Source organism: Agrobacterium sp. LY4 (assembly GCF_001526585.1).
Lineage (GTDB): Bacteria > Pseudomonadota > Alphaproteobacteria > Rhizobiales > Rhizobiaceae > Agrobacterium > Agrobacterium leguminum.
Genome location: NZ_ASYA01000023.1, coordinates 80463 through 104464 on the forward strand (window position 1 = coordinate 80463; position 24002 = coordinate 104464).

Here is a 24002-nt window from a genome sequence, read left to right on the forward strand (position 1 = left end):
CCCCTGCCCGAAACACCCGTGCCTGCCGAAGAGGTCGAAAGGGGCTTGATCCGTTAAAGCCGGCTTGGCATCCTGCCCTAAAAAGGGAGGCACATCATGAAGGCGCTGCTGCTCATCGATATCCAGAACGGTTTTTGCCCTGGCGGCAATCTGGCCGTTGCCGATGGCGACAGGGTCGTGCCCATCGCCAATGCCCTGATCGACAATGGCGGCTACGATCTCATCGTCGCCTCGCAGGACTGGCACCCTGAAAATCACGGCAGCTTCGCCTCCCAGCATCCCGGCAAGAAGCCCTTCGACATGGGCGAACTCTCCGGCAAACCGCAGATGATGTGGCCTGACCATTGCGTGCAGGGCACGCCGGATGCGGAATTCCATCCCGACCTCAAGACGGACGCCTTCGATTATATTCAGCAAAAGGGCGAAAACCCCGCCGTCGACAGCTATTCAGCCTTTCGCGACAATGACCAGGGCGCGACGACGGGACTGGCCGACTATCTCAGCCGTCAGGGTGTCACGCAACTCGACGTCTGCGGCCTTGCCACCGATTATTGCGTCAGTTTTTCGGTGCTCGATGCCCTCGACATGTTGCCCGGTGTGAATGTCCGTTTCATCGAAGATGCCAGTCGCGGCATCGATCCGCAGGGCATCAAGGCCGCGATTTCGACGATGCGGGAAAAAGGCGCGGCGATTCTCAAAAGCCGCGACATTTTGCGGGACTAGTTTAGCGCGGCTTCGGCTTCTCCAGCACGTCGATATCGCCTGCTGCATCCTCAAGGCGTCTCAGGATCGCGGCATGCGCATCCCTGAGCCCCTCATTATAAAAAACATGCCCCAGCTCCTCGGCCAGAAAATCCACGAAGATTTCCGCCTGCAGATGCCCGATCTCGGCTTCGGTCTCCCGGGCAAGATAATCCCGGATACGTGCGGCCAAGGCGGCCTTTTCCTGCTTTTCCAGCATCGATCTTCCATCGTCTGACTGTTGAGGGGTACGGGAGGAAGGCGGTGAAACCGTCCGTCCGGCACCGGCCTTATGGGGCGTTACCGTAACGGAAGCTTCAAGGGAATCAATCGATCCATTCATGCAATTCGTTTGCCAGCCGGGCGGGACGGCGATAGAGCGGCGGGCAAGGAGTTTCCAGAAATGTTCAATGCAGATTTTCGCGAGGGATTGAAGAGCGGTTTCCCGATCGCCCTCTCCGCCGCCCCCTTCGGTGCGCTGTTCGGCGCGGTCGCAGTCGATAACGGGCTCAGCGTCACCGAAGCCACGATCATGAGCGGCACCGTCTATGCGGGCGCGAGCCAGCTCGTGGGTATCGAGTTGTTCGGCCAGAAGGTTGCCCCCTGGCTGATCGTTCTATCCGTCTTTGCCGTCAATTTCCGCCATATCCTCTATTCGGCCGCCATTGCCCGGATGATCTCGAACTGGTCTTTCCTGCAAAAAGCCGCGGGCTTCTTCGTGCTGGTCGATCCGCAATTCGCCGAATCGGTCAGGAAATACGAAAATACCGGCGCGGTCGGCTTTTCCTGGTACATGGGCTTTGCAGCGCCGGTCTATGTGCTGTGGCTGGCCATGACCATTCTCGGCGCATCGCTCGGCAATATGGTCGGCGATCCCAAAGCCATCGGTCTCGATGTGCTGCTGCCGATCTATTTCATGGGTATGGTCTTGAGCTTCCGCCAGCGGGAGAATTTCTACCCTGTCATGCTGGCAAGCGCGGTGGGTGCAACGGTTGCCTATCACATCGTCGGCTCGCCGTGGCATGTCAGCCTCGGCGCTGTCGCCGGAATTCTCGTCGCGGTCCTCTATCCACCGAAGCCGAACGACGGGACGAATTCTGAAAGCAGGGTGGAAACGCCATGAGCGACATGCTGCACACCGATACGCTGATCCTGATCGCGCTCGCCGCCATCGCCACCTATCTGACCCGCATCGGCGGTTATGTGCTGATGACGCGGATGAAATCCATCCCGCCGCGCATGGAGGCGGGACTGAACGCCGTTCCCGTGGCGGTTTTGACCACGCTCGTCGCACCCGCCTTTTTTGAAGGCGGATACGAGGTGAAGATCGGCATGGTGGCAGCGCTTCTGGTCTGCCTGCGCTTTCCCGGCCTGACGATGCTCGCCATCGGCTGGGCCATCGTCATCGCCATCAGGCATTTCGGGCTGCTCTAAGCGCCCCGCTCCAATGGCTTCGTCGCGGCAACGAGCCACGCCTTAACCTCCTCGTCGGTGATCAAGGGAGAAAGCTTCTCCAGAACCCCGGCGTGATAGGCGTTCAGCCAGCCCAGTTCTTCATCGGTCAGGAGAGCGGCAACGACCAGTCTGCGGTCGATGGGGCACCAGGTCAGCGTTTCGAAGGAGAACATCGGCTGGTCGCCGCCGGCGACCTCCTCCGCCTCGCATACATAGATGAGGTTCTCGATGCGGATGCCGAAAGCGCCAGGCCGGTAATAACCCGGCTCGTTTGACAGGATCATGCCGGGCAGAAGCTCCTGCGTCGAAAGCCGTGAAATACGCTGCGGCCCCTCATGCACCGAAAGATACGACCCGACGCCATGGCCGGTGCCATGGGCGTAATCCGCTCCCGCCTTCCAGAGCGCGATACGCGCCAGCGGATCGAGATCGCAACCGCGCGTTCCCTTCGGAAACCGCGCGGTGCTGATGCCGATCATGCCCTTCAGCACCAGCGTAAAGAAACGCTTCTGCTCTTCCGGAACGGTACCGATTGCGACGGTACGGGTGATATCCGTGGTGCCGTTGACATATTGCGCGCCCGAATCGACGAGGAACATCTCCCCCTCCGCAAGTGTGCGGTCGGTATCGGTGGTGACGCGGTAATGGATGATGGCGGCATGTTCGCCGGCACCTGAAATCGTATCGAAAGACACGTCCTTGAGCGGGTTTTGCAGCCCCTGCCCCACCTTGACCCGAGCGGCCTCCAGCGCCTTGACGGCGGCGATTTCGGTAATGCTGCCCGGTTGCTGGCGGTCCAGCCAGCAGAGATATTCGACCATGGCCGCGCCATCCTGCACATGGGCGGCTGCCGAGCCGGCCAGCTCCGCCTTGTTCTTCCGCGCGCGCGGCAGGCGAACGGGATCGGCCTCCTCTATCAGCGAGCCGCCCGCCGCGGTGATTGCGCCGGTCAGCGCCACCGGGGTCAGATCGGCATCCACCATGACGCGGCCCTTGGCGCTGGCGATTGCATGCAGACGGTCAGCGATCTTCGACGACGGCAATTGTGTCGAGAGCTGCGCCAGATAGGCCTCAGTCTCGATGCCGGTCTTGCGCTTGTCGAGAAAAATATCCGCCCTGCCGTCGGCGTAGATGATGGCGCGCGCCAGCGGATGCGGCGTATGCGGCACGTCGTTGCCGCGAACATTGAAAATCCAGGCGATGGAGGATGGATCGGTAACCAGCAAGGCATCCGCGCCCTTTGCCGAGACCGTCTCCGCCAACGAGGCGATCTTTTCCTTCGCCAGCTTGCCGGTAAAGGCCTCGGGCTGGATAACGACGGGCTCCAGCGGCTCGGAGGGACGGTCCTGCCACAGGGCATCGAGCGGGTTCTTTTCCAGGAGAACGACCGAACCGCCCTTGCCGGCAAGCACCTTTTCCAGCCGCTTCAACTCCGCACCAGTGTGCAGCCACGGATCGATGCCGAGCCGGAAACCCTGTGGAGCATGTTCGGCCAGCCAGACGGAGGGCGGCGCGCCAACCAGATCGCCGCCGCTGAAGACCGATTGGTCGACCTGCGATTTGAGCTGCGTCGTATAACGGCCATCGACAAAAACCACCGCCTCCGTGCGCGTCACCAGCGCAATGCCGGCGGAACCGGTAAAGCCGGTCAGCCAGGACAGGCGCTCGGCGCACTCCGGCACATATTCCCCCTGATATTCATCGGCGCGCGGCACCAGAAAACCGTCGATACCAAGGGCATCGAAACCGGCGCGCAGCGCCTCGACGCGGGCCTTGCCAAATTGCGGCGCGGATTTGTTTTCGAAGGTCTGGAACATAGGCGTCTTTCGGGAACTGTCATGAGAAAAGCTGCAAGGTTGCGCCGTCAAATCATTGGCGCGCAACGACAATGCCATGCGGACAAAGCCGGTTTCAAGCCATATATGACAGACCGGATTGCGGCGATAAATTGTGCACATTTTGCGAAATAAGTAATACTCAAGGCGAAGTGACATGCGATAAATGCATATCTACCCTGAGATATCCCCTCTAACTAAACAAAAACACATCGCTTATCTTCAGATCAACACAGCGAGAGAGACACTCTCCTGGCAAACAAGGATTTGAAGCAATGGCAAAATCTTTCCTCCGCACCGCCTTCGATCGCGTCGTTGAAGCACGCGAGCGTCAGGTCAGCCGCCATGTCAACGCCGCCCTTCTGAACCTCGACGACAAGTCGCTCGAAGCGCTCGGCATGAACCGCGCCGATCTTCGTCGCAAGGCAAAGTCTAGCTACGTATTCTGATGACGTCCGGCGCGGCGATCCTCCCTCCACCGCGCCGAACAGGAATACGTCGACCCGCTTGAGCAAGCTCCTCCCATGCTCGCGGGTTTCCAGGCGGCGCGAAAGCGCCGCCTTTTCTTTTGCCTGAAAGGAATATTGCCGCTGGTTCAGTCCCTGCGCAGATGCAGCGTGACCCAGCCATTGCGCCAGATGGTGCGGACATGGGAAAGCCGGGCGCCATTATAAGCGGAAAGCACCTTCCAGCGCTGCGACGCCAGAATGCCCGACAGGATGACGGTGCCGCCGGGCGCCAGATGCGTGACGAGCTGCGGCGCCATCTTGATGAGTGGCCGCGCGAGAATATTGGCGATGATGAGATCGAACGGGCCATGCTTGCGGAAGGCGTCCGAGTGGAAGCCCGGCGCGGTCTCCAGCGCCATCCCGGAGACGATGCCGTTCAGCCGCACATTCTCCTTCGCCACCTTGACGGCGATGGGGTCGATATCCGTCGCCAGCACGGGAATGGGGCGCATCTTGCGCACCGCAATCGCCAGAACGCCGCTACCGGTGCCGAGATCGAGTGCATTGCGCACGGTCCGCGCCCGCAGAACCTCCTCGATCATCTCAAGGCAGCCGGCCGTCGTGCCGTGATGGCCGGTGCCGAAAGCCTGTCCGGCCTCGATTTCGATTGCCAGATCGTTCGCCCGCACCTTGTCGCGATCATGGGCGCCATGCACGATGAAACGCCCTGCCCTGACCGGCTTCAGCCCCTCGAGCGACTTGGCGATCCAGTCGACATCCGGAACGGTCTCCTTTTCAATGACGAGACCGGGAAAGGCAGGAGCAAGCAGGGCGCTGACACGCTCGCGGAACTCTTCCTCCTGTTCGGCCATCAGATAGACCGAGGCTTCCCAGATATCGCGCTTCTCATCCACCTCGGTCGTGGCAATCGCGACATCCTCCTCGCCGAAATAGTCCGACATGAGATCGAGGATTTCACCCGCCTGGATTTCGGTCGTGGTGACGTAAAGTCGGATTTCGCTCACGGCGGGCTGCTTTCTCTGGATGAGGTTATTGCTCTTGCCTTTGCCACAAAACCTCGGCCAGTCCAATAAGCCCGGCGCAATTATGCCGCCTCTATCAGCCCTTCAGGAGATTCTGAAGCTTTTGCTCGGCAACTTCCGGGTTTTCACCATAGGCAATGGTGCCGGAAAAACGGCCATTGGCATCGAGCAGGATGACGGACGCCGTGTGATCCATGGTGTAATCGCCATTCGGATCCTTCTCGTCAACCGGCACCTTCTTGGCATAGATGCGGTAGCCCTTCAGCGTTTCGGCGATCTTGTCCGCCGGACCGGTGATGCCGGTGATGCGCTTCGAGACGTTGGAGACATATTGCTGCATGATCTCAGGCGTATCGCGCTCGGGATCGACGGAGACGAAATAGGCCTGCAGCTTGTCGCCGGCCGGGTCCACCTTCTCCATCCAGCCGTTCAGCTCGAAAAGGGTTGTCGGGCAAACTTCCGGGCAATGGGTGAAACCGAAGAACAGCGCTGTCGGCTTGCCCTGAAAGGCCTTTTCAGTGATCGGCTGGCCGTTTTGCGCCGTGAGTTGGAAGGGCACGCCATAGGCGGTCTCCACCATTTCATTACGCGTCTTCGTCATTTCGATCGTCAACCAGCTGACAACGCCGGCGAGAACGAGCACGACGGCCCACAATACGATGCGAATATTTCTCATTGTCCAATCCTACCCCGAAAGCCGGCGGCACATCGCAGGCCCTGGCAGACAGATAACGAAAGGCGACGGGGACGGCAAATCAACTGGGCGTATTTGCGGGAACCGCGCTGATTTGTCACAAATCCGCAGCCGGAAAACACGTCACAGGCACCAGGCGATGCCGCTCTGCACCGTGGACAGGAAAATATCCGTGCCGTGCCGCACCCAGCCGTCAAAGGCAAGAAGCACGACGGCAAGCGAGGCCACAGCGGCAAGACTAGCCAGAATAAACTTCAGCGGATGGGAAACGAGTGCGTTCATGTGCCCATCATAACCTGTTTGCGTGAGCGCGAAAACCGCCAAAATACTGGGTTTTGCCGGCGGGGCAGCAGCAATTGTTAGGGAAAGTTTAAAATCTTGCTGTGCATTATGACCATAGCGGTTTTTAAGCCTCGACATGATGTCTCCCGGTCCATTCTCCGGCCACCGCATAAAGCTCAATCCTGCGCGGGCCTGTTAGAGAGCCATCAGAGGAACCCTGCCGTCATGTCCAACGCCATCAAGCAATCCGGCGCATATCTCGAAATCGTTTCCTTCCATCTGGGCGATCAGGAATTCTGCATCGACATCATGGCGATCCGCGAAATCCGCGGCTGGGCGCCGGTTACCCCGATGCCGCACACCCCGCCTTATGTTCTCGGCCTCATCAACCTGCGCGGCGCCGTCATTCCCGTCATCGACATGGCCGGCCGCCTCGGCATGAAGATGACCGAACCCTCCGAACGCTCCGCCATCATCGTCACCGATATCGGCGGCAAGCTGGTCGGCCTTCTGGTGGAACAGGTCTCCGACATGATGACCATCCGCTCCGAAGACCTGCAGCCCGCGCCCGATATCATTCCGGAAGAACAGCGCAGCTTCTGCCGCGGCATCGTGGCGCTGGAAAAGAGCATGGTCTGCTTCCTCAACCTCGACACCGTCATTGCGGACGAGCTGGCACGCGAAGCAGCCTGATTAAGCCGGCTCTTGCCTCTTGATAGGATTTGGAGCGCCTAGCGCCAGCGCCGTTGAAGCGGCGCGGGCTGCATAGTCTGGCAGTCCCGTTTCAGAAGTACTCCGTCACCCCGGACCTGATCCGGGGTCCAGCGCGATCAAATCATTGATCGCGAAAGACTCTTTCACGGCGCAGACGCGCCGTGGCTGGATGCCGGATCAAGTCCGGCATGACGGACAGAGTCGGACAAAATCTCACGGCTTGCCCTTTTGCCATGTGACCTGCTGGTTATAGAGCGGTACCGTGGAAATCGCCATCTTGGCCGAACCGTCGGTCAGTTCCCGCGCATGCACCAGATAGATCAGCGTGTCATTCGCCCTGTCATAGACGCGGCTGACGACGAGCTTCTTCCACACCAGCGACATGCCCTGCCGGAACACCTCTTCCCCGCCCTTCGACAGATCGATATCGCCGATCTCCACCGGCCCCGTCTGGCTGCAGGAAATGGCGTTGTTGGAAGGGTCTTCGAACCAGTTGCCGTTCTTCAGGCGGTCGATGACGCCGCGCTCGAAATAGGTCACATGGCAGGTCACGCCCTTGATCTTCGGATCGGCGATCGCCTCGATGACGATATCGTTGCCGATCCAGTCGACGCCGACCTCTCCCACCACCTGCGAATGCGCCGCTGTCACCGGAAGCAATGCCAGAAAGCCCGCAAACAAACCCGACAGAGTTTTCATCGTCATCGCATCTTCTCCGTTACGCTGCTTCAAACATAAGTGCGGGGAACGGTTACGCAACCCGGGAGGCGGCGCGTTTTTTCATGCTGCAGGGCTGGTAACCGGTGGAGGTGAGACGCCCCGCGACCATGCCGATCTTTTCAGGCAGGTCGCGGATATGGGCGACGCGCAAAGCCCTGGCCGCCGCAATCGAAGCGGCCGCGCAGACGACGGCATCTTCGGCGGCATTGTGATGCACAAAACGCAGCTGGAGGTGATGGGCGATTACATTCAGCTTGTGCGAGGCCAGATTGGGCCAGACATGCCGGGCGATCTTGACGCTGCACAGATAGGAAAGATCGGGATAGGACTGCCGGTATTTATCGAAAGACGCCCGCATGACGCTGAAATCGAAGGCGGCATTATGGGCGATCATGGTGGCGCCGTGGAAGTCGTCGATGAACTCCTCCATAACCTCGGGAAATTCCGGCGCATCTTCGACATCGGCCGGGCGGATGCCATGCACGGCGATGTTGAAGGGCGAAAACCGCATGTCCTTCGGCCGGATCAGCCGTTCCTCGACGCGAACGATCTCGCCGCCCTCTATCCACGCAAGTCCGACGGAGCAGGCGCTGCCCCGTTCCTCATTGGCGGTCTCGAAATCGATGGCGATGGTTTTCAAGAGTGATTCCCGTTGTTTCATTCCGGCATAGACCGGATTGACGTCAAAGAGAACCGGCCTCGGCAGAACCCGCTTCCGAAAGCATCCAGTCGATGAGCGTCACCAGATCGGGATTGTCCAGCATCCGCCGCGGATAAACGAGGAAATAGGCGAGCGTGCTGGCCATGTCCTTGCCGAAGGGCGCAATCAATGCGCCTTCCGCAAGCTCGCGGGAAACCAGCGAACGCCGGGTCAGCGCAATGCCGTGCCCGGCCTTGGCCGCATCCAGCGCACCATTGCTGTCGATGAAGACGGTGCCGCCGGAGGCATCCACATCCGAAACCCCCGCCGCCTCCAGCCAGCGCCGCCATTCATTGCGGTTTTCATCGTGCAGAAGCGGAATGGATTTCAGGTCCCCCGCCTCCTGAAGCGGCCCATATTTTTCCAGAAGTTGCGGCGAACAGACCGGCAGAGTGCCGTCATCGATGAAGCGGATGCTCTCCAGCCCCTCATACCGACCGAACCCGTGCCGTACCGCCAGATCGACGTCGTCCCTCGAAAAATCCACCAGCCGGTTCGTCACGCTGATGCGGACATCCACCTGCGGATGTTGCTGCTGGAAGGCAGGCAATCGCGGCATCAGCCATTGAACGGCGAAAGTCGGCGTGCAGCTCAGCGTCAGAACCGTAATCTCGGAGCGCGCCGTCAGTTCCGCCGTCGCCTCGCGCATCATCCGAAAGGCGGTGCGAAGCGCGCCGTAATAACGCTCCCCTTCACGCGTCAGCTGGATGCTGCGCGGCTTGCGGAAAAACAATTGCACCCCAAGCCGCGCTTCCAGCTCCCGGATTTGCAGGCTGACGGCACCGGGCGTGACATTCAACTCATTGGAAGCAAGCGTGACGCTGCGATACCGCGCTGCGGCCTCGAAGGCCTGCAACCCTTTCAAAGAAGGAAGTTCGACTGCCATGGTTTAGCTCATCTCAATTATCGAACGAGAAACAATCGTTTGAAAGCATCATAAAACAGGGAGTAAATAGACGCAACAAGACCTGAAACGCAGTGAAAACCACCCATTTCCAGTTTGAGCTAAACTCAACCGATATCGGGTGGATGGCGGCGATCCCGCCTGCGATCATGTCGATACTCATGCTTTGGGAGATGACGATGGCGATACAGAAACAGATGGATGCCGGTGAATGGGCAATGCTTGTCGCGCTTTCGCTTCTCTGGGGCGGATCGTTCTTTTTCATCGGTGTCGCCGTCAAGGAACTACCGCCCGTCACCATTGTCACGCTGCGCGTCAGCCTGGCGGCAATCGCGCTTCTCATCGTCTGCCGCATCATGGGCCTTCGCCTGCCGCGTGAATGGGCGGTATGGCGCGCCTTTTTCGGCATGGGTCTGCTCAACAACATCATCCCCTTCTGCCTGATCGTCTGGGGTCAGACCCACATTGCCAGCGGACTGGCCTCGATTCTTAATGCCACCACGCCCCTCTTCACCGTCATCGTCGCCCATTTTCTCACCGCCGACGAGAAGATGACCGGCAACAAGCTTACCGGCGTGCTGATCGGCTTTGCCGGCGTGGCGACCATGATCGGCCCGGCTGCCTTCACCGGCTCATCCGGCCTCTGGGGCCAGATCGCCATTCTCGGCGCGGCCATCTCCTATTCCTTCGCGGGCATATTCGGCCGCCGTTTCAAGGCCATGGGCGTACCGCCGCTGATGACCGCCACCGGCCAGATCTCCTCTTCAACACTGATGCTCATCCCGGCCGCCCTTCTTATCGATAAACCATGGACGCTCGCCATGCCGGGCCTCGGCACCTGGGGCGCGCTTGTCGGCATCGCCCTCTTGTCGACGGCACTCGCCTATCTGATCTTCTTCCGCATCCTCGCCAGCGCCGGCGCCACCAACCTCGCCCTCGTCACCTTCCTCATTCCCGTCAGCGCCATCCTGCTCGGTTCGCTGCTTCTCGGCGAGCAGCTGGAGATGAAACACTTCGCCGGCATGGCAATGATCGCCGCCGGTCTTGCGGCGATCGACGGCAGGCTGCCGGCAAAACTCAGAAGCCTGCTGCGCAACGCACCCGCTTGACAGGGTCATGCGGCAAAAGCATTCTGCGCGCATGATCGCAACGAAACAGAACATCACCCGTCGCCATACCATCACCGGCCACCCGGCAGGCAGAGGTATGTCGTCGCGTTAAGCGATCCATTTCCACCCTGCCACTAGAGCAGGGTCCGCAAACCTGCTCCCATACGCCCAAGGAGACAGGCATGCAGAACATGAAATTTGCCGATAGTGAAGATTCGCAATTCAGCTTGAACGAAGTCGTCCTGCGTGCGGCGCGTCTGGACGATGCCGAAGCCCTGACCGAAATGTTCAACCTACCCGGCGTCCGTCACGGCACGCTCCGACAGCCGTTTCAGTCCGTTGAAAAAACGCGAAAATCGATGGAAAACCGCGGCCCGAACGATATCGCCATCGTTGGCGAATGGCGTGGAAAGATCGTTGCCAATGCAGGACTGTTTCGCAGGGCGGGAAGGCAGTCCCACATCGCCGATCTGGTGATCAGTGTTCACGACGATTTTGCGGGCAAGGGCGTCGGATCATATATCCTCACGGCGTTGATCGACACGGCCGACAATTGGCACGATATACGCCGCATCGAGCTCAACGTATTCACCGACAATCTCCCGGCAATCCGGCTCTACGAGAAATTCGGTTTCGAACGTGAAGGCACCCTGCGCAACGACGCCTATCGTGACGGGAAATACGTCGATGCCCACGTGATGGCGCGTCTTCGATAGTTCCGGTCAGTTGTCCAGGTGATCCGCAAACACTTCCCGAATGGTCCGCCGCGACCATTCGGCCATTTTGTCGTTACGTCCACGCTCCGCATCCAGCACGATCAAAGCCTTCCACAGCGCCCAGCCACGCCCGCGCTGCCATGTCGCCTCATCCAGCTCCAGCGCCCGGCGAAAAACGGCGCGGCTTCCCGCATCGAGCACATTCCACGCGAGGATGAGATCGGAAGACGGATCGCCGACGCCGGAACTGCCGAAATCGATGACGGCCGAAAGCCGGCCGTCCTTCACCAGCAGATTGCCCTCGGCAATGTCGCCATGCAGCCACACTCCCAGCTTCCGCCAATGGCTCGAAAGCGCAAGCTGCCATATCTCCATGGCCAGCGCCTGATCCACCTCATCGGCAAGCCGCGCCGCCGAAGCCTTCGCCTCCCCGTCATAGACCGAAAGCGAGCCGCCGCGATGGAAATTATGCGCGCCTGCGGGTGGGCCATCCGAAGCGTCCACTCGATGCAATGCCCTTAAAAACGCAGCAACATCGATGGCGATGGTTGAAAGATCAACGCAATCCAGATACCGAGCGAGCGGTTCGCCCTCAAGCCAGCGATAGACGGACCAGCGGAACGGATAGTCCTCTCCCGGCTGCCCGAGCGCCAATGGCGCAGGGATCGGAAAAGGCAGTAGCGGCGCAAGCGCCGGCAGCCACCGGTGCTCCTTGTCGACCTGCGCCACATAACGCGAAGCGCTTGGCATGCGGATCAGCATGTCGTCGCCAAGACGGAAGCTGCGGTTGTCCCAGCCGCTCAGTTCCACCGGCCGGATATTTAACCCCACCCATTGCGGGAACTGGCTGCCTACCAGCGCCCGGACCTGCTGTGTGCTGACGACAATCCGGTCATCCATGCTGTGCTCTCCGTGTCAGGCGCAAAGCTCTAGCGGCAGAGAACAACATCGCCATGACGGTGTATCAGCCGCCGATCAGGGCCAGCCACTCGTCCTCGTCCATGGTCTGCACACCCAGTTCCGTCGCCTTGGCAAGCTTGGAACCCGCCCCCGGTCCTGCCACCAGAATATCGGTCTTTTTGGAAACCGAGCCGGCCACTTTCGCGCCGAGGCTTTCGGCGCGCGCCTTCGCCTCGTCACGGGTGAATTTTTCCAGCGAGCCGGTAAACACCACCGTCTTGCCCGCCACCGGACTGCCATCGGTCGAGGGCTTTTCGGCTTCCTTCGGGCGAAGCTCCCGTATCAGCCGGTCGATGACATCGAGATTGCGCGGCTCCTTGTAGAATTCGATGATGGCGCGGGCCACCACCTCGCCGATGCCGTCGATGCTATTGAGTTCGGCCCAGGCATCGCTCGCGGGGTCGGCTGCCGCCTTCATGCTCTCTTCGAAATGTTCGTAAGTGCCATAGGAGCGCGCCAGCAGCTTCGCCGTGGTCTCGCCCACATGGCGGATGCCGAGCGCGAAGATCAGCCGATGCAGATCGATCTCGCGGCGGGCATCGATGGCGTCGAACAGCTTTCTGACGCTGACCTTGCCGAAGCCGTCGATATTCTCGAGCTTGGTCAGATGCGAGGCTTCCTGCCGCGCCTTGAGGGTGAAAATCTCGGGCGCGGTCTTGATCGAGAGCGTCGGATCGTCGCTTTCGAAGAAGAAGTCTATCTGCTTGGTGCCAAGCCCTTCGATATCGAAAGCATTGCGCGAGACGAAATGTTTGAGATGTTCAACCGCCTGCGCGCGGCAAACGAACCCGCCCGTGCAGCGCGTGACCGAATCGAGCTTACCGGTCTTTTCATTACGCTCCCGCACCGCATGGCTGCCGCAGACCGGACATTTTTCCGGGAACGCATATTTCACCGCCTCGGTCGGGCGCTTTTCCAGAAGCACGTCCAGCACCTGCGGAATGACATCGCCGGCGCGCTGCACGATCACCGTATCGCCGATGCGGATATCGTGATCTTCCGGGCGGATACGCTCGCCGCTATTGCCAATGCCTTCGATATAATCGGCATTGTGCAGCGTCGCATTGGTGACGACGACACCGCCAACAGTGATCGGGGTGAGACGCGCCACCGGCGTCAAAGCACCGGTGCGCCCCACCTGGATTTCGATATTCTCGACGGTGGTAAAGGCCTGCTCGGCCGGAAATTTATGGGCGGTAGCCCAGCGTGGGCTGCGCGAGCGGAAGCCAAGTCTTTCCTGCAGATCGAGCCGGTCGACCTTGTAAACCACGCCATCGATATCGTAATCGAGATCGGGCCGTGCGACGCCTATTTCATTATAATGCTCAAGCAATTGCTCGGCGGAGGTGAATCGCTTCATCAGCGGATTGACCGGAAATCCCCACTCCCGGAATTTCTCCACGATGCCATATTGCGTATCGGCAATCCGCGCCGGCTGGCCGCTATTCGAAACCTCGCCCAACGCATAGGCGAAGAACCGCAGCTTGCGTTTCGCCGTCACATTGGCGTCGAGCTGGCGCAGGGAACCGGATGCGGTGTTGCGCGGGTTCACATAGGTCTGCTTGCCTTCGGCCTCCATCTGGGCATTGAGCGCCAGAAAATCGCTCTTGGCCATATAGACCTCGCCGCGCACTTCCACCACATCGGGCGCATCGGCGGGCAGCTCGTCCGGGATTTCCTTGATGGTCCTGATATTGGCGGTGACATTTTCACCGGTGGTGCCGTCACCGCGCGTCGCCGCCGTCTTCAGCCTGCGGTTCTCGTAGCGGATGGACATGGAAAGCCCGTCGATCTTCGGCTCGGCGGTGAAGGCGATGGAATCGTCCGGCAGATGCCCGAGGAAGCGATAGACAGAACTGACGAAATCCCGCAGATCCTCTTCCGAAAACGTGTTGTCGAGCGAAAGCATCGGCCGCGCATGCACGATGGGCGCAAAGGTCGGAAGCGGTGCGAAGCCGACTTTTCTCGACGGGCTGTCGGCCCTCACCAGCGCCGGAAAAGCCGCTTCGATGGCATCGTTACGCCGCTTCAGCGCATCATAGTCCGCGTCCGAAATCTCCGGCGCATCCTTGCCATGGTAAAGCGCATCGTGGCGCGCAAGCTCGGCTGCCAGAAACGCAAGCTCGGAAGAGGCTTCAAGCTCGGTGAGGTTTTCGACGGATTTCTGGTCTTTCGACATGACGGCCTCTTTTCGGAATTACCGAACGCTTTTAGCCGAAATAACAAACATTAAAAACAGTTTTGCCGTTGGACTCACAAGCCGAATCCGCTCGCTCAACGCAGCGGGCAGCCGTCAGTCCTTGGCCGCCAGCAGGCGAGCCGCCGCAGCCCTCGCCTCGTCCGTCACCGACGCGCCGGCGAGCATACGGGCAATCTCTTCGGTGCGGTGTTTCGGCTCCATGGTGGCCACGCGCGTGGCGATACGCTCGCTGCCGTCGCCAGACGGGCCCTTGGAAATGAGTAGATGGGTCGCCGCCCGTGCCGCCACCTGCGGCGCGTGGGTAACGGACAGAACCTGCACGGTTTTCGACAGGCGGCGCAGCCGCTGGCCGATGGCATCCGCCACCGCGCCGCCGACACCCGTATCGATTTCATCGAACACCAAGGTCGGCGCTGAGCCGCGATCCGCCAGCGCCACTTTCAGCGCCAGCAGGAAGCGGGACAATTCACCACCCGAGGCCACTTTCATGATCGGGCCGGGACGTGTGCCCGGATTTGTCTGGACGTGGAATTCCACCGTGTCGATGCCGTCGGCCGTCGCCTGCTCGGCATCGGAGGTCACCTCGACGGTAAACCGCGCCCGCTCCAGCTTCAGCGCCGGCAGTTCTGCCATCACCGCATTGGAAAGCGCATCCGCCGCATGGCGGCGTTTGTCGGAAAGCGATTGCGCGGCACGGTCGAAATCGGCCTTCACCACGCCGAGATTGGCCTCGAGCTTGCCGAGCTTTTCTTCGCCGGCATCGAGATCGGCGAGATCGGCCACCATTTTTTCGGCGAGAGCCGGCAGATCGGGCACGGCAACATTATATTTGCGCCCGGCAGCACGCAGCGCAAACAGCCGCTCCTCCACCCGCTCCAGCTCACGCGGATCGAATTCGGTGCGGCGCAGCGCCGCCTCCACTTCCATCTGCGCATTGGAAAGGCTGTCGAGCGCGGCATCCAGCAATTGCACCGTGTCTTCCAGCAAGCCGGGAGCCTCGTGGCTCTTGCGCTCCAGACGCCGCATCATCGAGGCGATGACAGGCACGGGCGAGGCATTGCCGTTCAGAAACTCGCTTGCCTCGGCGATATCGCCAGCAATGCGTTCGGATTTCTGCATCACCGCCCGACGTTCGGCCAGCTCGTCCTCTTCACCGTCGCGCGGGGAAAGCGTTTCCAGTTCCTCGACGGAGGAGCGAAGGTAATCCGCCTCGCGCGCCGCAGCCTCCACCTTGGCGCGATGCGTCTTCAGCGCACGCTCGGCATCCTTCCAGGTGCGATAGAGGCCCTGAACGGCACGAGCCTCATCGCTCAACCCGGCAAAGGCGTCCAGCAGCGTGCGGTGTGCATCGGTATCGACAAGCGCGCGATCATCATGCTGACCATGAATCTCGACCAGCAATTGCCCGAGCTGGCGCATCATCTGCACGCTGATGGCCTGATCGTTGATATAGGCCTTGGTGCGACCGTCAGAGGATTGCACCCGGCGGAAAATCAGGTCGCCATCGTCGTCGAGACCGTTTTCACGCAGGAGAAGCCGTGTCGGGTGATTGTTCGGGACCTCGAAGGTGGCGGTGACCTGCCCCTTCTCTTCCCCGTGCCGCACAAGGCCGCCATCGCCACGGCCGCCAAGCGCCAGCGAAAGGCTATCGAGAAGAATGGATTTGCCCGCACCCGTCTCGCCCGTCAACACGGAAAGGCCCGCCTCGAAACCGAGGTCGAGCCTTTCGATGAGAACGATATCGCGAATCGAGAGCTGGACCAGCATGGCCTATGCCCCGTCTCAGGCGCCGATGAGCTTCTTGCCGGCGCGCGAAATCCAGGACCCCTTGTTTTCACGCGGCTCCAGCCCGCTGCCCTTCAGCAGCTTGTAGGAATCCGAATACCATTGGCTGTCAGGATAGTTGTTGCCGAGAACGGCGGCCGCGGTTTGCGCTTCGTCCACCAGGCCCATTGCGTAATAGGCTTCCGTCAGACGCGCCAGCGCTTCCTCGATCTGGTTGGTGTTCTGGTACTGCTCGACGACGATGCGGAAACGCGAAACGGCGGCGAGGTATTCCTTGCGCTCAAGATAATAACGGCCGACCTGCATTTCGCGGCCGGCGAGCTGGTCGCGGGCGAAACGGATCTTGGCCTGCGCATCGGCGACATATTCCGAATCGGGATAGTCGTTGACGACCTTGTTCATCGCCTCGACGGTGCGCTGTGCGGCGCGCTGGTCCTGCGTCACGTCGGAAATCTGCTTCGAATAGGCAAGACCGATCATGTACTGAACGTAAGCGGCATCCTTGGAGCGCGGATATTGGCGCAGGAACCGGCTGCCATTGGTAATGGCCACATCGTTCTTGTTGGTGCGCGTGGCAATGAAGGTCTGCATCACCAGCGCCTTCTGGCCCCATTCGGTGAACGGGTACTGCTTGTCGATCGCCTCGAACTTGCGTGAGGCTTCCGTCATGTTACCGGCGTTCATGTTGGCAAGCCCCTGCTTGTACAGAACATCCGGCGGATCGGTCTCGACGCCGAGCTTGGTGATGTCGATATCCGGATCGGACTGGCAGGCCGTGACAGCGACACTCGCGCCGACCAACATCAACGAAACGGCGATCCCCCGCATCGTACCCTTCATTGCACCAGACCCTACATGCTTCATTCGACAGTTCCCACTTCCCGCGCAAATACATAAGCATCGGCTTTGCACTGGCGTTCTAGCCATAAAAGCATCCGCAGGGCAACGCAATGATGACGCATTAACGCATTTTTATGGCATCGACCCATGCAATCGCATGAATATCAGGCGATATTACGCAACTTCTTGTTCGCATCGCGAAAAAGCCGCCCCAAAGGGAGCGGCTTTTTCTGTCAATTGATAGCCTGCGAAGGAATTCACGCAGACCAGGGTGCGAATTCCGGCATGTTGACCGCAACGAATTCGCGGGCGCGCACCATCTGGTTGCGGGCAGCCGGCGCTTCGACGATCTCATAGGCGGTGCGGTCGCTCAAAAGCGCCTTCAGCGCATTCGCATTGACCTTGTGGCCGCCGCGATAGGAGCGGTAGCAGCCGATGAACTGCGCGCCGGCAAGCGCCAGGTCGCCCACGGCGTCCAGCGTCTTGTGACGGACGAATTCGTCCTTGGCGTAACGCAGGCCTTCCATATTGATGACGCTGTTATCGTCGGATATGACGACCGAGTTCTCAAGCGAGGAGCCGAGCGCATAACCGGCGGCCCACAAGCGCTCCACATCACGCATGAAGCCGAAGGTGCGGGCGCGCGACAGTTCATTCTTGAAGCTCTCGCCGTCAGGTCGCCCTTCCAGGACTGCTTGCCGATCAGCGGCGTGTCGAAATCGATGTCGACCTCGAAGCGCGTACCGTCATAAGGACGGAACTCCGCCCAGGAGGCGCCCGAATCGATGCGCACCGGCTTGGTGACGCGAATATAACGGCGCTTCACGCCGAGGCTCTTGATGCCGACCGATTCGATCGCTTCGATGAAAGGTGCGGAGCTGCCGTCCATGATCGGCGCTTCCGGACCGTCGACTTCAACGATGAGGTTATCGAGGCCCATGGCGTAGATGGCAGCCATGACGTGCTCGATCGTCGCCACCGACTGGGAAAGCGAACGGCCGAGCACGGTGCACAGGTCGGTATTGCCGACATTGGCCGAAACCGCCTTCAACTCGGTAACGCTGCCATTGTCATGAAGGCGATGGAAGACGATGCCCGTTCCGGCTTCTGCGGGCTGGAAGGTCATCGAAACCGGATTGCCGGAATGCACGCCAATGCCTTTGAGCTGAACAGCATTTGCGATAGTTGTCTGAAATCCGAGCAGTCCGATAGTCATGCGAATATGCCTTGTTTTGCAAACCGCGCCGCTTGAGCGCCGTTCAAGTTTTCGAGCCGGCTTGGCAACCGGCCAAGTCCGTGTTTTCCTTTACCCAGCCTCATACATACGCACATGTAGGTGCCACGACAAATCACTGTTCGTTTCGGATTGTTACACGCGTAAACCTTTGAAAACGCGAATTAATTTAGTGTTAATAACGCAAAATAAACAAAACGCCCGGATCGTGAAACCCGGGCGTTCGAAGAGGCGGATGGAATCGCCCTTAGTTGGACTGGCGGCGCAGGAAGGCCGGGATTTCCAGCTGGTCGTCGTCGTGATGGCTGGACGATGCAGGCGTTGCGCGGCCGTGATCGTCAAGCTGGCCACGACGCGGTGCGTAGAGGCTGGCTTCCGGCGAAAGCGGGGCGCGGCGCTGCTGCGGCGCCATGCTCGGCGCATCCATCATGTCGGACGGAACTTCTTCTTCTTCGCGGCGACCAAGCGAGTTGGTGATGCGCTTCAGAAGACCCATCGGGCCACGCTCTTCCTGTGCGGCAGGAGCGGCGTGGGTGCGGTGGTCCAGCTCGGCCTTTACGACCGGCGGGAAGTCTTCGACCTTCGGCATGCGTACCGGCTCGGGCTGGCGGGCAACCGGTGCGGGTTCCTGATAGACCGGAGCCTGCGGCTGCTGCATGCGCGGCGCCGGAGCGGCAACCTGTTCCGGGGCATGGTAGACGGGCGCCGGAGCGACCGGCGCCGGAGCGGCCTGCTGAACCGGCTGGGCCGGACGGAGAGCCGCCGGCGCTTCAGCCGGAGAAGATGCGAACAGCTTGCTCTGCGGACGGAAATCCTGAGCCGGCTGCTGGTGTGCGGCGAAACCGAGTTCGCGTTCCATTTCGGCTTCCGCCGAACGGATGGTCTGGGCGATCGGGTCTACGGCCTTCTGTGCCTGCGATACTGCTGGAGCAGGCTGAACTGCGGCCGGAGCGGAAGCAACGGCCGCGGAAGGACGGATAAGCGGCTTGGCAACGGCTGCTGCGGCGCGCATATCGGCAACGTTCTGCTCGCCGACGCCAGCAACGCGGTCGATGCCGGTCGCCACGACGGAGACGCGGATGAGACCTTCCAGAGCTTCGTCGAAGGTTGCGCCGAGGATGATGTTGGCATCCGGATCGACTTCTTCGCGGATACGAGTTGCAGCCTCGTCGACTTCGAACAGGGTAAGATCGCGACCGCCGGTGATGGAGATCAGCAGGCCCTGTGCGCCCTTCATCGAGGTTTCGTCGAGCAGCGGGTTGGCGATTGCCGCTTCCGCAGCCTGCATCGCACGGCCCGGACCGGAAGCCTCGCCGGTGCCCATCATCGCGCGGCCCATTTCACGCATGACCGAGCGAACGTCGGCGAAGTCGAGGTTGATGAGACCTTCCTTCACCATCAGGTCGGTGATGCAGGCAACGCCCGAATAGAGAACCTGGTCGGCCATGGCGAAGGCGTCGGCGAAGGTCGTCTTGTCGTTGGCAATACGGAAGAGGTTCTGGTTCGGAATGACGATCAGCGTATCGACGGACTTCTGCAGTTCCTCGATGCCCTGTTCGGCAAGACGCATACGGCGGCCGCCTTCGAAGTGGAAAGGCTTGGTGACGACGCCAACCGTCAGGATGCCCTTGTTGCGGGCGGCCTGTGCGACAACCGGAGCAGCACCCGTGCCGGTGCCGCCGCCCATGCCGGCGGTGACGAAGCACATGTGGGTGCCGTTCAGGTGATCGATGATCTCGTCGATGCATTCTTCAGCGGCGGCGCGGCCGACTTCCGGCTGGGAACCGGCGCCGAGGCCTTCGGTGACGTTGACGCCGAGCTGGATGACCCGGTCTGCCTTCGTCATGGTCAGCGCCTGCGCATCCGTGTTGGCGACGACGAAGTCGACGCCCTGGAGGCCGGCCGTGATCATGTTGTTGACAGCGTTACCACCACCACCGCCGACACCGAAAACAGTGATGCGTGGCTTCAGCTCGGTGATATCAGGCTTTTGCAGCTGTATCGTCATTTTAGCATTCCTTCTTTCTCTGGCCGCATCGCCCCGCTGGCCGATTCTTGAAAACTCAACTCTGAAACCTCCGGCTTACGCCACGAGGCCACTCAAAAACTCTCTTTCAGCCATTGCCCCACCCGGGCTATCCGGCCGCTACCCGTACCAAACGGCGAGAACATTCCGCCTTGCGCCGCATGAATTTCGATGTCCGCCACCTGTGGATAGATCATCAGTCCGCAGGCGGTTGAAAATGCCGGTCCCTTCGCCGCGACCGGAAGACCGGCCACACCCATGGGGCGGCCGATACGAACGTTGCGGGCGAGAATGCGCCGTGCCGTTTCCGGCAGCCCCGTCAGCTGGCTTGCGCCGCCGGTCAGGACAACGCGCTTGCCGACGATGGGGCTGAAGCCGGACTTCTGGATACGATCACGGATCAATTCCAGCGTCTCTTCGATACGCGCCCGCACGATGCGGGTTACAAGTGCTCTTGAAACTTGCGATGGCTGATCGCGATCGTCTTCGCCAATCGGCGGGATCGAAATCATGTCGCGCTCATCCGCGCCATTCAGCAATGCCGAACCATGCACCACCTTCAGTCTCTCCGCATCTTCGATTCGTGTCGAGAGGCCACGTGCAAGATCTGTCGTAACGTGATGGCCGCCAAGGCCGATCGCGTCGGTGTGAATGAGACGGCCTTCGGCGAAAACAGAGATCGTCGTGGTGCCACCGCCCATGTCGATGGCCGCGCAACCGAGTTCGACTTCGTCGTCCACCAGCGCCGCAAGACCGCTGGCATAGGGCGTCGCCACCATGCCTTCCACGGAAAGATGCGCACGGTTGACGCAAAGCTCGAGGTTCTTCAGCGCCGTGCGCTCGACCGTGACCACATGCATGTCGACACCGAGAAGATCGCCATACATGGAAAGCGGATCGCGAATGCCGCGCTCGCCGTCCAGCGAATAACCCGTCGGCAAAGAATGCAGGATCGCCCGGTCCTGGCGCATGGACTGCTGGCTTGCCGCCACCAGAACCTTGCGCAGATCGCTTGCCTCCACTTCCTGGCCGCCGAGATCGATGCTCGCGGTATAGATATCGCTCGCCAGCCGTCCAGCCGAAACATTGACGATCAGGCTGTCGACGGTAAGCCCCGCCATGCGCTCGGCCGCATCGACCGAAAGACGGATCACGCCTTCCAGCGCGTCGAGATCGGCGATTACGCCGGATTTCACGCCGCGCGAACGCTGATGGCCGATGCCGATGATTTCCACCTTGTGGGTGCGGCCGGGCAGGATTTCGCTTTCCTGACGCGGCGTCAGCCGGCCGATCATGCAGACGACCTTGGTGGAGCCGATGTCGAGCACCGAAACGATGTGGCTGCGCTTGGAGGAAAGCGGCTTCAGGCGAGGCAGGCCGAAATGGGAAGAACCGAAAAAGCTCATGTGTTCTTCTCCGCCTTCTTGAGAGCCTTGGTGCGCGCATCGACAGCGGCCTGACGGCGCTCCGTAGCGCCCTCGGTCAACTGGATCGTGGTGCGGTCCGCAAGCCGGAGATCGACGGCGGCGACATCGCGCGACAACACCTTTTCCTCGAGATCGAGCCGCGCCAGCAATTGCAGCGCCTGCGGCAGGTTTTCTTCCGGCAGCTTGACGACGATGCCGTTATCGAGATGCAGATCCCAGCGGCGGCCGGCAATGCGGACATAGGCGCGGACACGGTTGCGGATTTCCGGCCAGTCGGCCAGCTGCTCGACGAAACCGGCAGCACCCGTTTCCGCGTCACGACCGACGAAGAGCGGCAGGGAGGCGAATTTATTGTCCCGCAGCGGCGCAATCACGCTGCCGCTTTTTTCGATCAGCGACAGTTCCGTTCCATGCTGCCAGATACCGAAGGCCTGACGCTCCTTCAGCCGGACTTCCACGGTCTTGGGGTACACCTTGCGGATATCGACATCTTCCACCCAGGGAAGCTGCACCAGCTTGCGGCGCGCCGCATCGATATCGAGCGCGATCAGCGAGGTGCTGCCATCGAGGCCGAGAAGCTGGAACACTTCGATTTCGGAGGTCTGCAAATTGCCGGAGACCTTCACGTCCTCGACCGCAAAGCCCGCAGCCGATGTCGTGGTCTGGGTAACGATATTGGTGTGCCCGCCGAGCGACATGCCGTAAAGCCCGGTCACCGCGTAAAAGGCAACGGCCGAAATCGTACCGGTATGGGCAGGAATGTGAATGCGTCCGGTCGCAAGGCTGACACCGAAACGCACGAAGCGACGCAGAGGACGCGGCAATACCATGCGGTCGTCGGCGCTGGCCGCCGCCGCGAATTGTTCGCGCTTTTTTGCCGTCGACTTTTTGCCGATCACCGCAAACACGAAGCGTCCTCCACCATCCAGCTGACAAGGTTACCAAAGGAGCGGCCAGCATGGGCCGCCATTTCCGGCACCAGGGAGGTCGGCGTCATGCCCGGCTGCGTATTCACTTCAAGCCAGATAACTTCGCCATCTTCTGAGAAACGGTCGTCGTAACGAAAGTCTGAACGGCTTACGCCACGGCATCCGATCGCCCGATGCGCCATAACCGCCAGTGTTTGAATTTTTTGGTAAATTTTCGGTGAAATTTCTGCGGGAATGACATGTTTCGAGCCACCAGCCGCATATTTCGCATCATAATCATAGAAATTGTGACCGAGCGGCACCACTTCGGTGACGCCCAGCGCCTCGCCGTCGAGCACACCGCAGGTCAGTTCGCGGCCGTGAATGTAGCGTTCGACCATGACCTGATCGCCGTAGCGCCATTCCGACGAGGTCAGGATCTGCGGCGGATGCGACTGGTCTTCCTTGACGATCACGACACCGAAGCTCGAACCTTCACGCACCGGCTTCACCACATAAGGGGGTGCAAGCGGATGCTCGCTGGTGAAATCGAAGCGGTTCATGACGCGCTCGGCAGCCACCGGGATGCCGGCAGCAGCGGCAACCTTCTTGGCCTGCGCCTTGTCCATGGCGAGCGCGGAAGCGAGCACGCCGGAATGCGTATAGGGAATGGCGAGATATTCGAGGATGCCCTGAATGGTGCCGTCTTCGCCAAAGGGACCGTGCAGCGCATTGAAAGCCACATCCGGGCGCAGCTCGGCTAGCACGGCGGCGACATCGCGCCCCACATCGACCCGGGTGACCTTGTAGCCCTCGTCTTCCAGAGCCTGCGCGCAAGCGTTGCCCGACGACAGGCTGACCGGCCGCTCCGACGAAAATCCACCCAAAAGAACAGCTACGTGCTTGCCGCTCATCGATACCTCTGACACCAACTCTCCGTTACGAACCACGCTCCGAACCGACCGAATTTGACGAACGGTGATTCTGGCACATGACCCTTGAGATCAGTTAAACGCCATTAAGGTTAATGAATCGTTTACTTTCGTTAACCGCCGCGTCCAACGTGCCGAGTTTCGTTAAAGAATCAGCACCGATCCGGATTCCCTCCTTGGAATCAGAGAGTTGCATGGATTGCAACATGCAGGTTTTCAATGATCGGAAATAAAACGGCGCTCGTGCGTCTGCCGCTCCGCGATAAAGGCAAGGCCGAAACGTTAACAGACGGGATTATTCCCCAGGGAAAATTATCTGGCGTTTCAG

The 24002-nt window shown here is 60.4% G+C and carries 23 protein-coding genes and 1 pseudogene; 7 read left to right on the forward strand and 17 right to left on the reverse strand.

Going from position 1 to position 24002, the window contains the following annotated elements; all coding sequences use genetic code 11:
* Positions 1-96 precede the first annotated feature (96 nt).
* Complete coding sequence (gene pncA / locus L904_RS18080) at positions 97-723, forward strand: bifunctional nicotinamidase/pyrazinamidase (RefSeq protein WP_003522349.1); 627 nt, start codon at positions 97-99, stop codon at positions 721-723.
* A gap of 1 nt (position 724) precedes the next feature.
* Here the strand turns inward: pncA and L904_RS18085 are convergent, their stop codons facing one another.
* Positions 725-961 carry a DUF2164 domain-containing protein gene (locus L904_RS18085; protein WP_003522348.1) on the reverse strand — a complete coding sequence of 79 codons (237 nt, stop codon included), beginning with the start codon at positions 959-961 and terminating at the stop codon, positions 725-727.
* A gap of 183 nt (positions 962-1144) precedes the next feature.
* Between L904_RS18085 and L904_RS18090 the strand changes: the two genes are divergently transcribed.
* Both L904_RS18090 and L904_RS18095 read left to right on the forward strand, forming a co-directional pair.
* Positions 1145-1864 (forward strand): AzlC family ABC transporter permease, encoded by a 720-nt coding sequence (locus L904_RS18090; protein WP_020812064.1) that lies wholly within the window; start codon positions 1145-1147, stop codon positions 1862-1864.
* Positions 1861-2175: an AzlD family protein gene (locus L904_RS18095; protein WP_020812065.1), complete on the forward strand. Its 315-nt coding sequence runs from the start codon at positions 1861-1863 to the stop codon at positions 2173-2175. Before L904_RS18090 ends, L904_RS18095 begins: the two co-directional genes overlap by 4 nt.
* Here L904_RS18095 and L904_RS18100 read toward each other — a convergent pair.
* Positions 2172-4013, reverse strand: a complete 1842-nt coding sequence (locus L904_RS18100; protein ID WP_035264392.1) for an aminopeptidase P family protein — start codon at positions 4011-4013, stop codon at positions 2172-2174. The two genes, L904_RS18095 and L904_RS18100, sit on opposite strands and share 4 nt — an antisense overlap.
* Positions 4014-4306: 293 nt before the next feature.
* On the opposite strand from L904_RS18100, the gene L904_RS28195 reads away from it, so the two are divergent.
* A complete protein-coding gene (locus tag L904_RS28195; RefSeq protein WP_003522343.1) occupies positions 4307-4480 on the forward strand; it encodes a hypothetical protein in 174 nt (57 codons plus the stop codon).
* Positions 4481-4626: 146 nt separating this feature from the next.
* On the opposite strand, the gene L904_RS18110 is transcribed toward L904_RS28195, so the two are convergent.
* From L904_RS18110 to L904_RS18120, 3 genes are all read right to left on the reverse strand, one after another.
* Positions 4627-5505: a 50S ribosomal protein L11 methyltransferase gene (locus L904_RS18110; RefSeq protein ID WP_031234255.1), complete on the reverse strand. Its 879-nt coding sequence runs from the start codon at positions 5503-5505 to the stop codon at positions 4627-4629.
* A gap of 94 nt (positions 5506-5599) precedes the next feature.
* On the reverse strand, positions 5600-6199 hold the full coding sequence (gene sco / locus L904_RS18115) for a cytochrome oxidase assembly protein Sco (RefSeq protein ID WP_003522341.1): 600 nt from the start codon (positions 6197-6199) through the stop codon (positions 5600-5602).
* Between the two features lie 141 nt (positions 6200-6340).
* Positions 6341-6637 carry a hypothetical protein gene (locus L904_RS18120; protein ID WP_236766922.1) on the reverse strand — a complete coding sequence of 99 codons (297 nt, stop codon included), beginning with the start codon at positions 6635-6637 and terminating at the stop codon, positions 6341-6343.
* Between the two features lie 87 nt (positions 6638-6724).
* Here L904_RS18120 and L904_RS18125 point away from each other — a divergent pair, with 87 nt between their 5' ends.
* Positions 6725-7192, forward strand: coding sequence for a chemotaxis protein CheW (locus L904_RS18125; protein WP_003522339.1), 468 nt, complete (start codon positions 6725-6727; stop codon positions 7190-7192).
* 234 nt (positions 7193-7426) lie between these two features.
* On the opposite strand, the gene L904_RS18130 is transcribed toward L904_RS18125, so the two are convergent.
* The 3 genes from L904_RS18130 to gcvA are packed head-to-tail and all read right to left on the reverse strand — an operon-like array spanning position 7427 to position 9519.
* Complete coding sequence (locus L904_RS18130) at positions 7427-7918, reverse strand: CreA family protein (protein WP_020810267.1); 492 nt, start codon at positions 7916-7918, stop codon at positions 7427-7429.
* Between the two features lie 46 nt (positions 7919-7964).
* Complete coding sequence (locus L904_RS18135; RefSeq protein ID WP_020810268.1) at positions 7965-8573, reverse strand: 3'-5' exonuclease; 609 nt, start codon at positions 8571-8573, stop codon at positions 7965-7967.
* A 43-nt stretch (positions 8574-8616) separates the two neighbouring features.
* On the reverse strand, positions 8617-9519 hold the full coding sequence (gene gcvA, locus L904_RS18140) for a transcriptional regulator GcvA (protein WP_020810269.1): 903 nt from the start codon (positions 9517-9519) through the stop codon (positions 8617-8619).
* 197 nt (positions 9520-9716) lie between these two features.
* On the opposite strand from gcvA, the gene L904_RS18145 reads away from it, so the two are divergent.
* Positions 9717-10646, forward strand: a complete 930-nt coding sequence (locus tag L904_RS18145; protein ID WP_031233882.1) for a DMT family transporter — start codon at positions 9717-9719, stop codon at positions 10644-10646.
* Between the two features lie 182 nt (positions 10647-10828).
* Positions 10829-11362, forward strand: a complete 534-nt coding sequence (locus tag L904_RS18150; protein WP_020810271.1) for a GNAT family N-acetyltransferase — start codon at positions 10829-10831, stop codon at positions 11360-11362.
* Between the two features lie 6 nt (positions 11363-11368).
* On the opposite strand, the gene L904_RS18155 is transcribed toward L904_RS18150, so the two are convergent.
* The 9 genes and pseudogenes from L904_RS18155 to L904_RS18195 form a co-directional block, all read right to left on the reverse strand.
* On the reverse strand, positions 11369-12262 hold the full coding sequence (locus L904_RS18155; protein WP_020810272.1) for an aminoglycoside phosphotransferase family protein: 894 nt from the start codon (positions 12260-12262) through the stop codon (positions 11369-11371).
* A 64-nt stretch (positions 12263-12326) separates the two neighbouring features.
* Entirely contained in the window at positions 12327-14501 is a 2175-nt protein-coding gene (gene ligA / locus L904_RS18160; protein ID WP_020810273.1) for an NAD-dependent DNA ligase LigA, read from the reverse strand.
* Between the two features lie 114 nt (positions 14502-14615).
* Positions 14616-16289, reverse strand: a complete 1674-nt coding sequence (gene recN, locus L904_RS18165; protein WP_020810274.1) for a DNA repair protein RecN — start codon at positions 16287-16289, stop codon at positions 14616-14618.
* 15 nt (positions 16290-16304) lie between these two features.
* Entirely contained in the window at positions 16305-17171 is an 867-nt protein-coding gene (locus L904_RS18170) for an outer membrane protein assembly factor BamD (protein WP_003522209.1), read from the reverse strand.
* A 233-nt stretch (positions 17172-17404) separates the two neighbouring features.
* Positions 17405-18363: pseudogene (gene lpxC / locus L904_RS18175) on the reverse strand (UDP-3-O-acyl-N-acetylglucosamine deacetylase).
* 265 nt (positions 18364-18628) lie between these two features.
* On the reverse strand, positions 18629-20389 hold the full coding sequence (gene ftsZ / locus L904_RS18180; protein ID WP_020811994.1) for a cell division protein FtsZ: 1761 nt from the start codon (positions 20387-20389) through the stop codon (positions 18629-18631).
* Positions 20390-20481: 92 nt separating this feature from the next.
* Positions 20482-21813, reverse strand: coding sequence for a cell division protein FtsA (gene ftsA, locus L904_RS18185; RefSeq protein ID WP_003513208.1), 1332 nt, complete (start codon positions 21811-21813; stop codon positions 20482-20484).
* Complete coding sequence (locus tag L904_RS18190) at positions 21810-22742, reverse strand: cell division protein FtsQ/DivIB (protein WP_035263162.1); 933 nt, start codon at positions 22740-22742, stop codon at positions 21810-21812. The genes ftsA and L904_RS18190 overlap by 4 nt, the downstream gene beginning before the upstream one ends.
* Positions 22730-23656: a D-alanine--D-alanine ligase gene (locus tag L904_RS18195; RefSeq protein WP_003522204.1), complete on the reverse strand. Its 927-nt coding sequence runs from the start codon at positions 23654-23656 to the stop codon at positions 22730-22732. Before L904_RS18195 ends, L904_RS18190 begins: the two co-directional genes overlap by 13 nt.
* Positions 23657-24002: the final 346 nt, after the last annotated feature.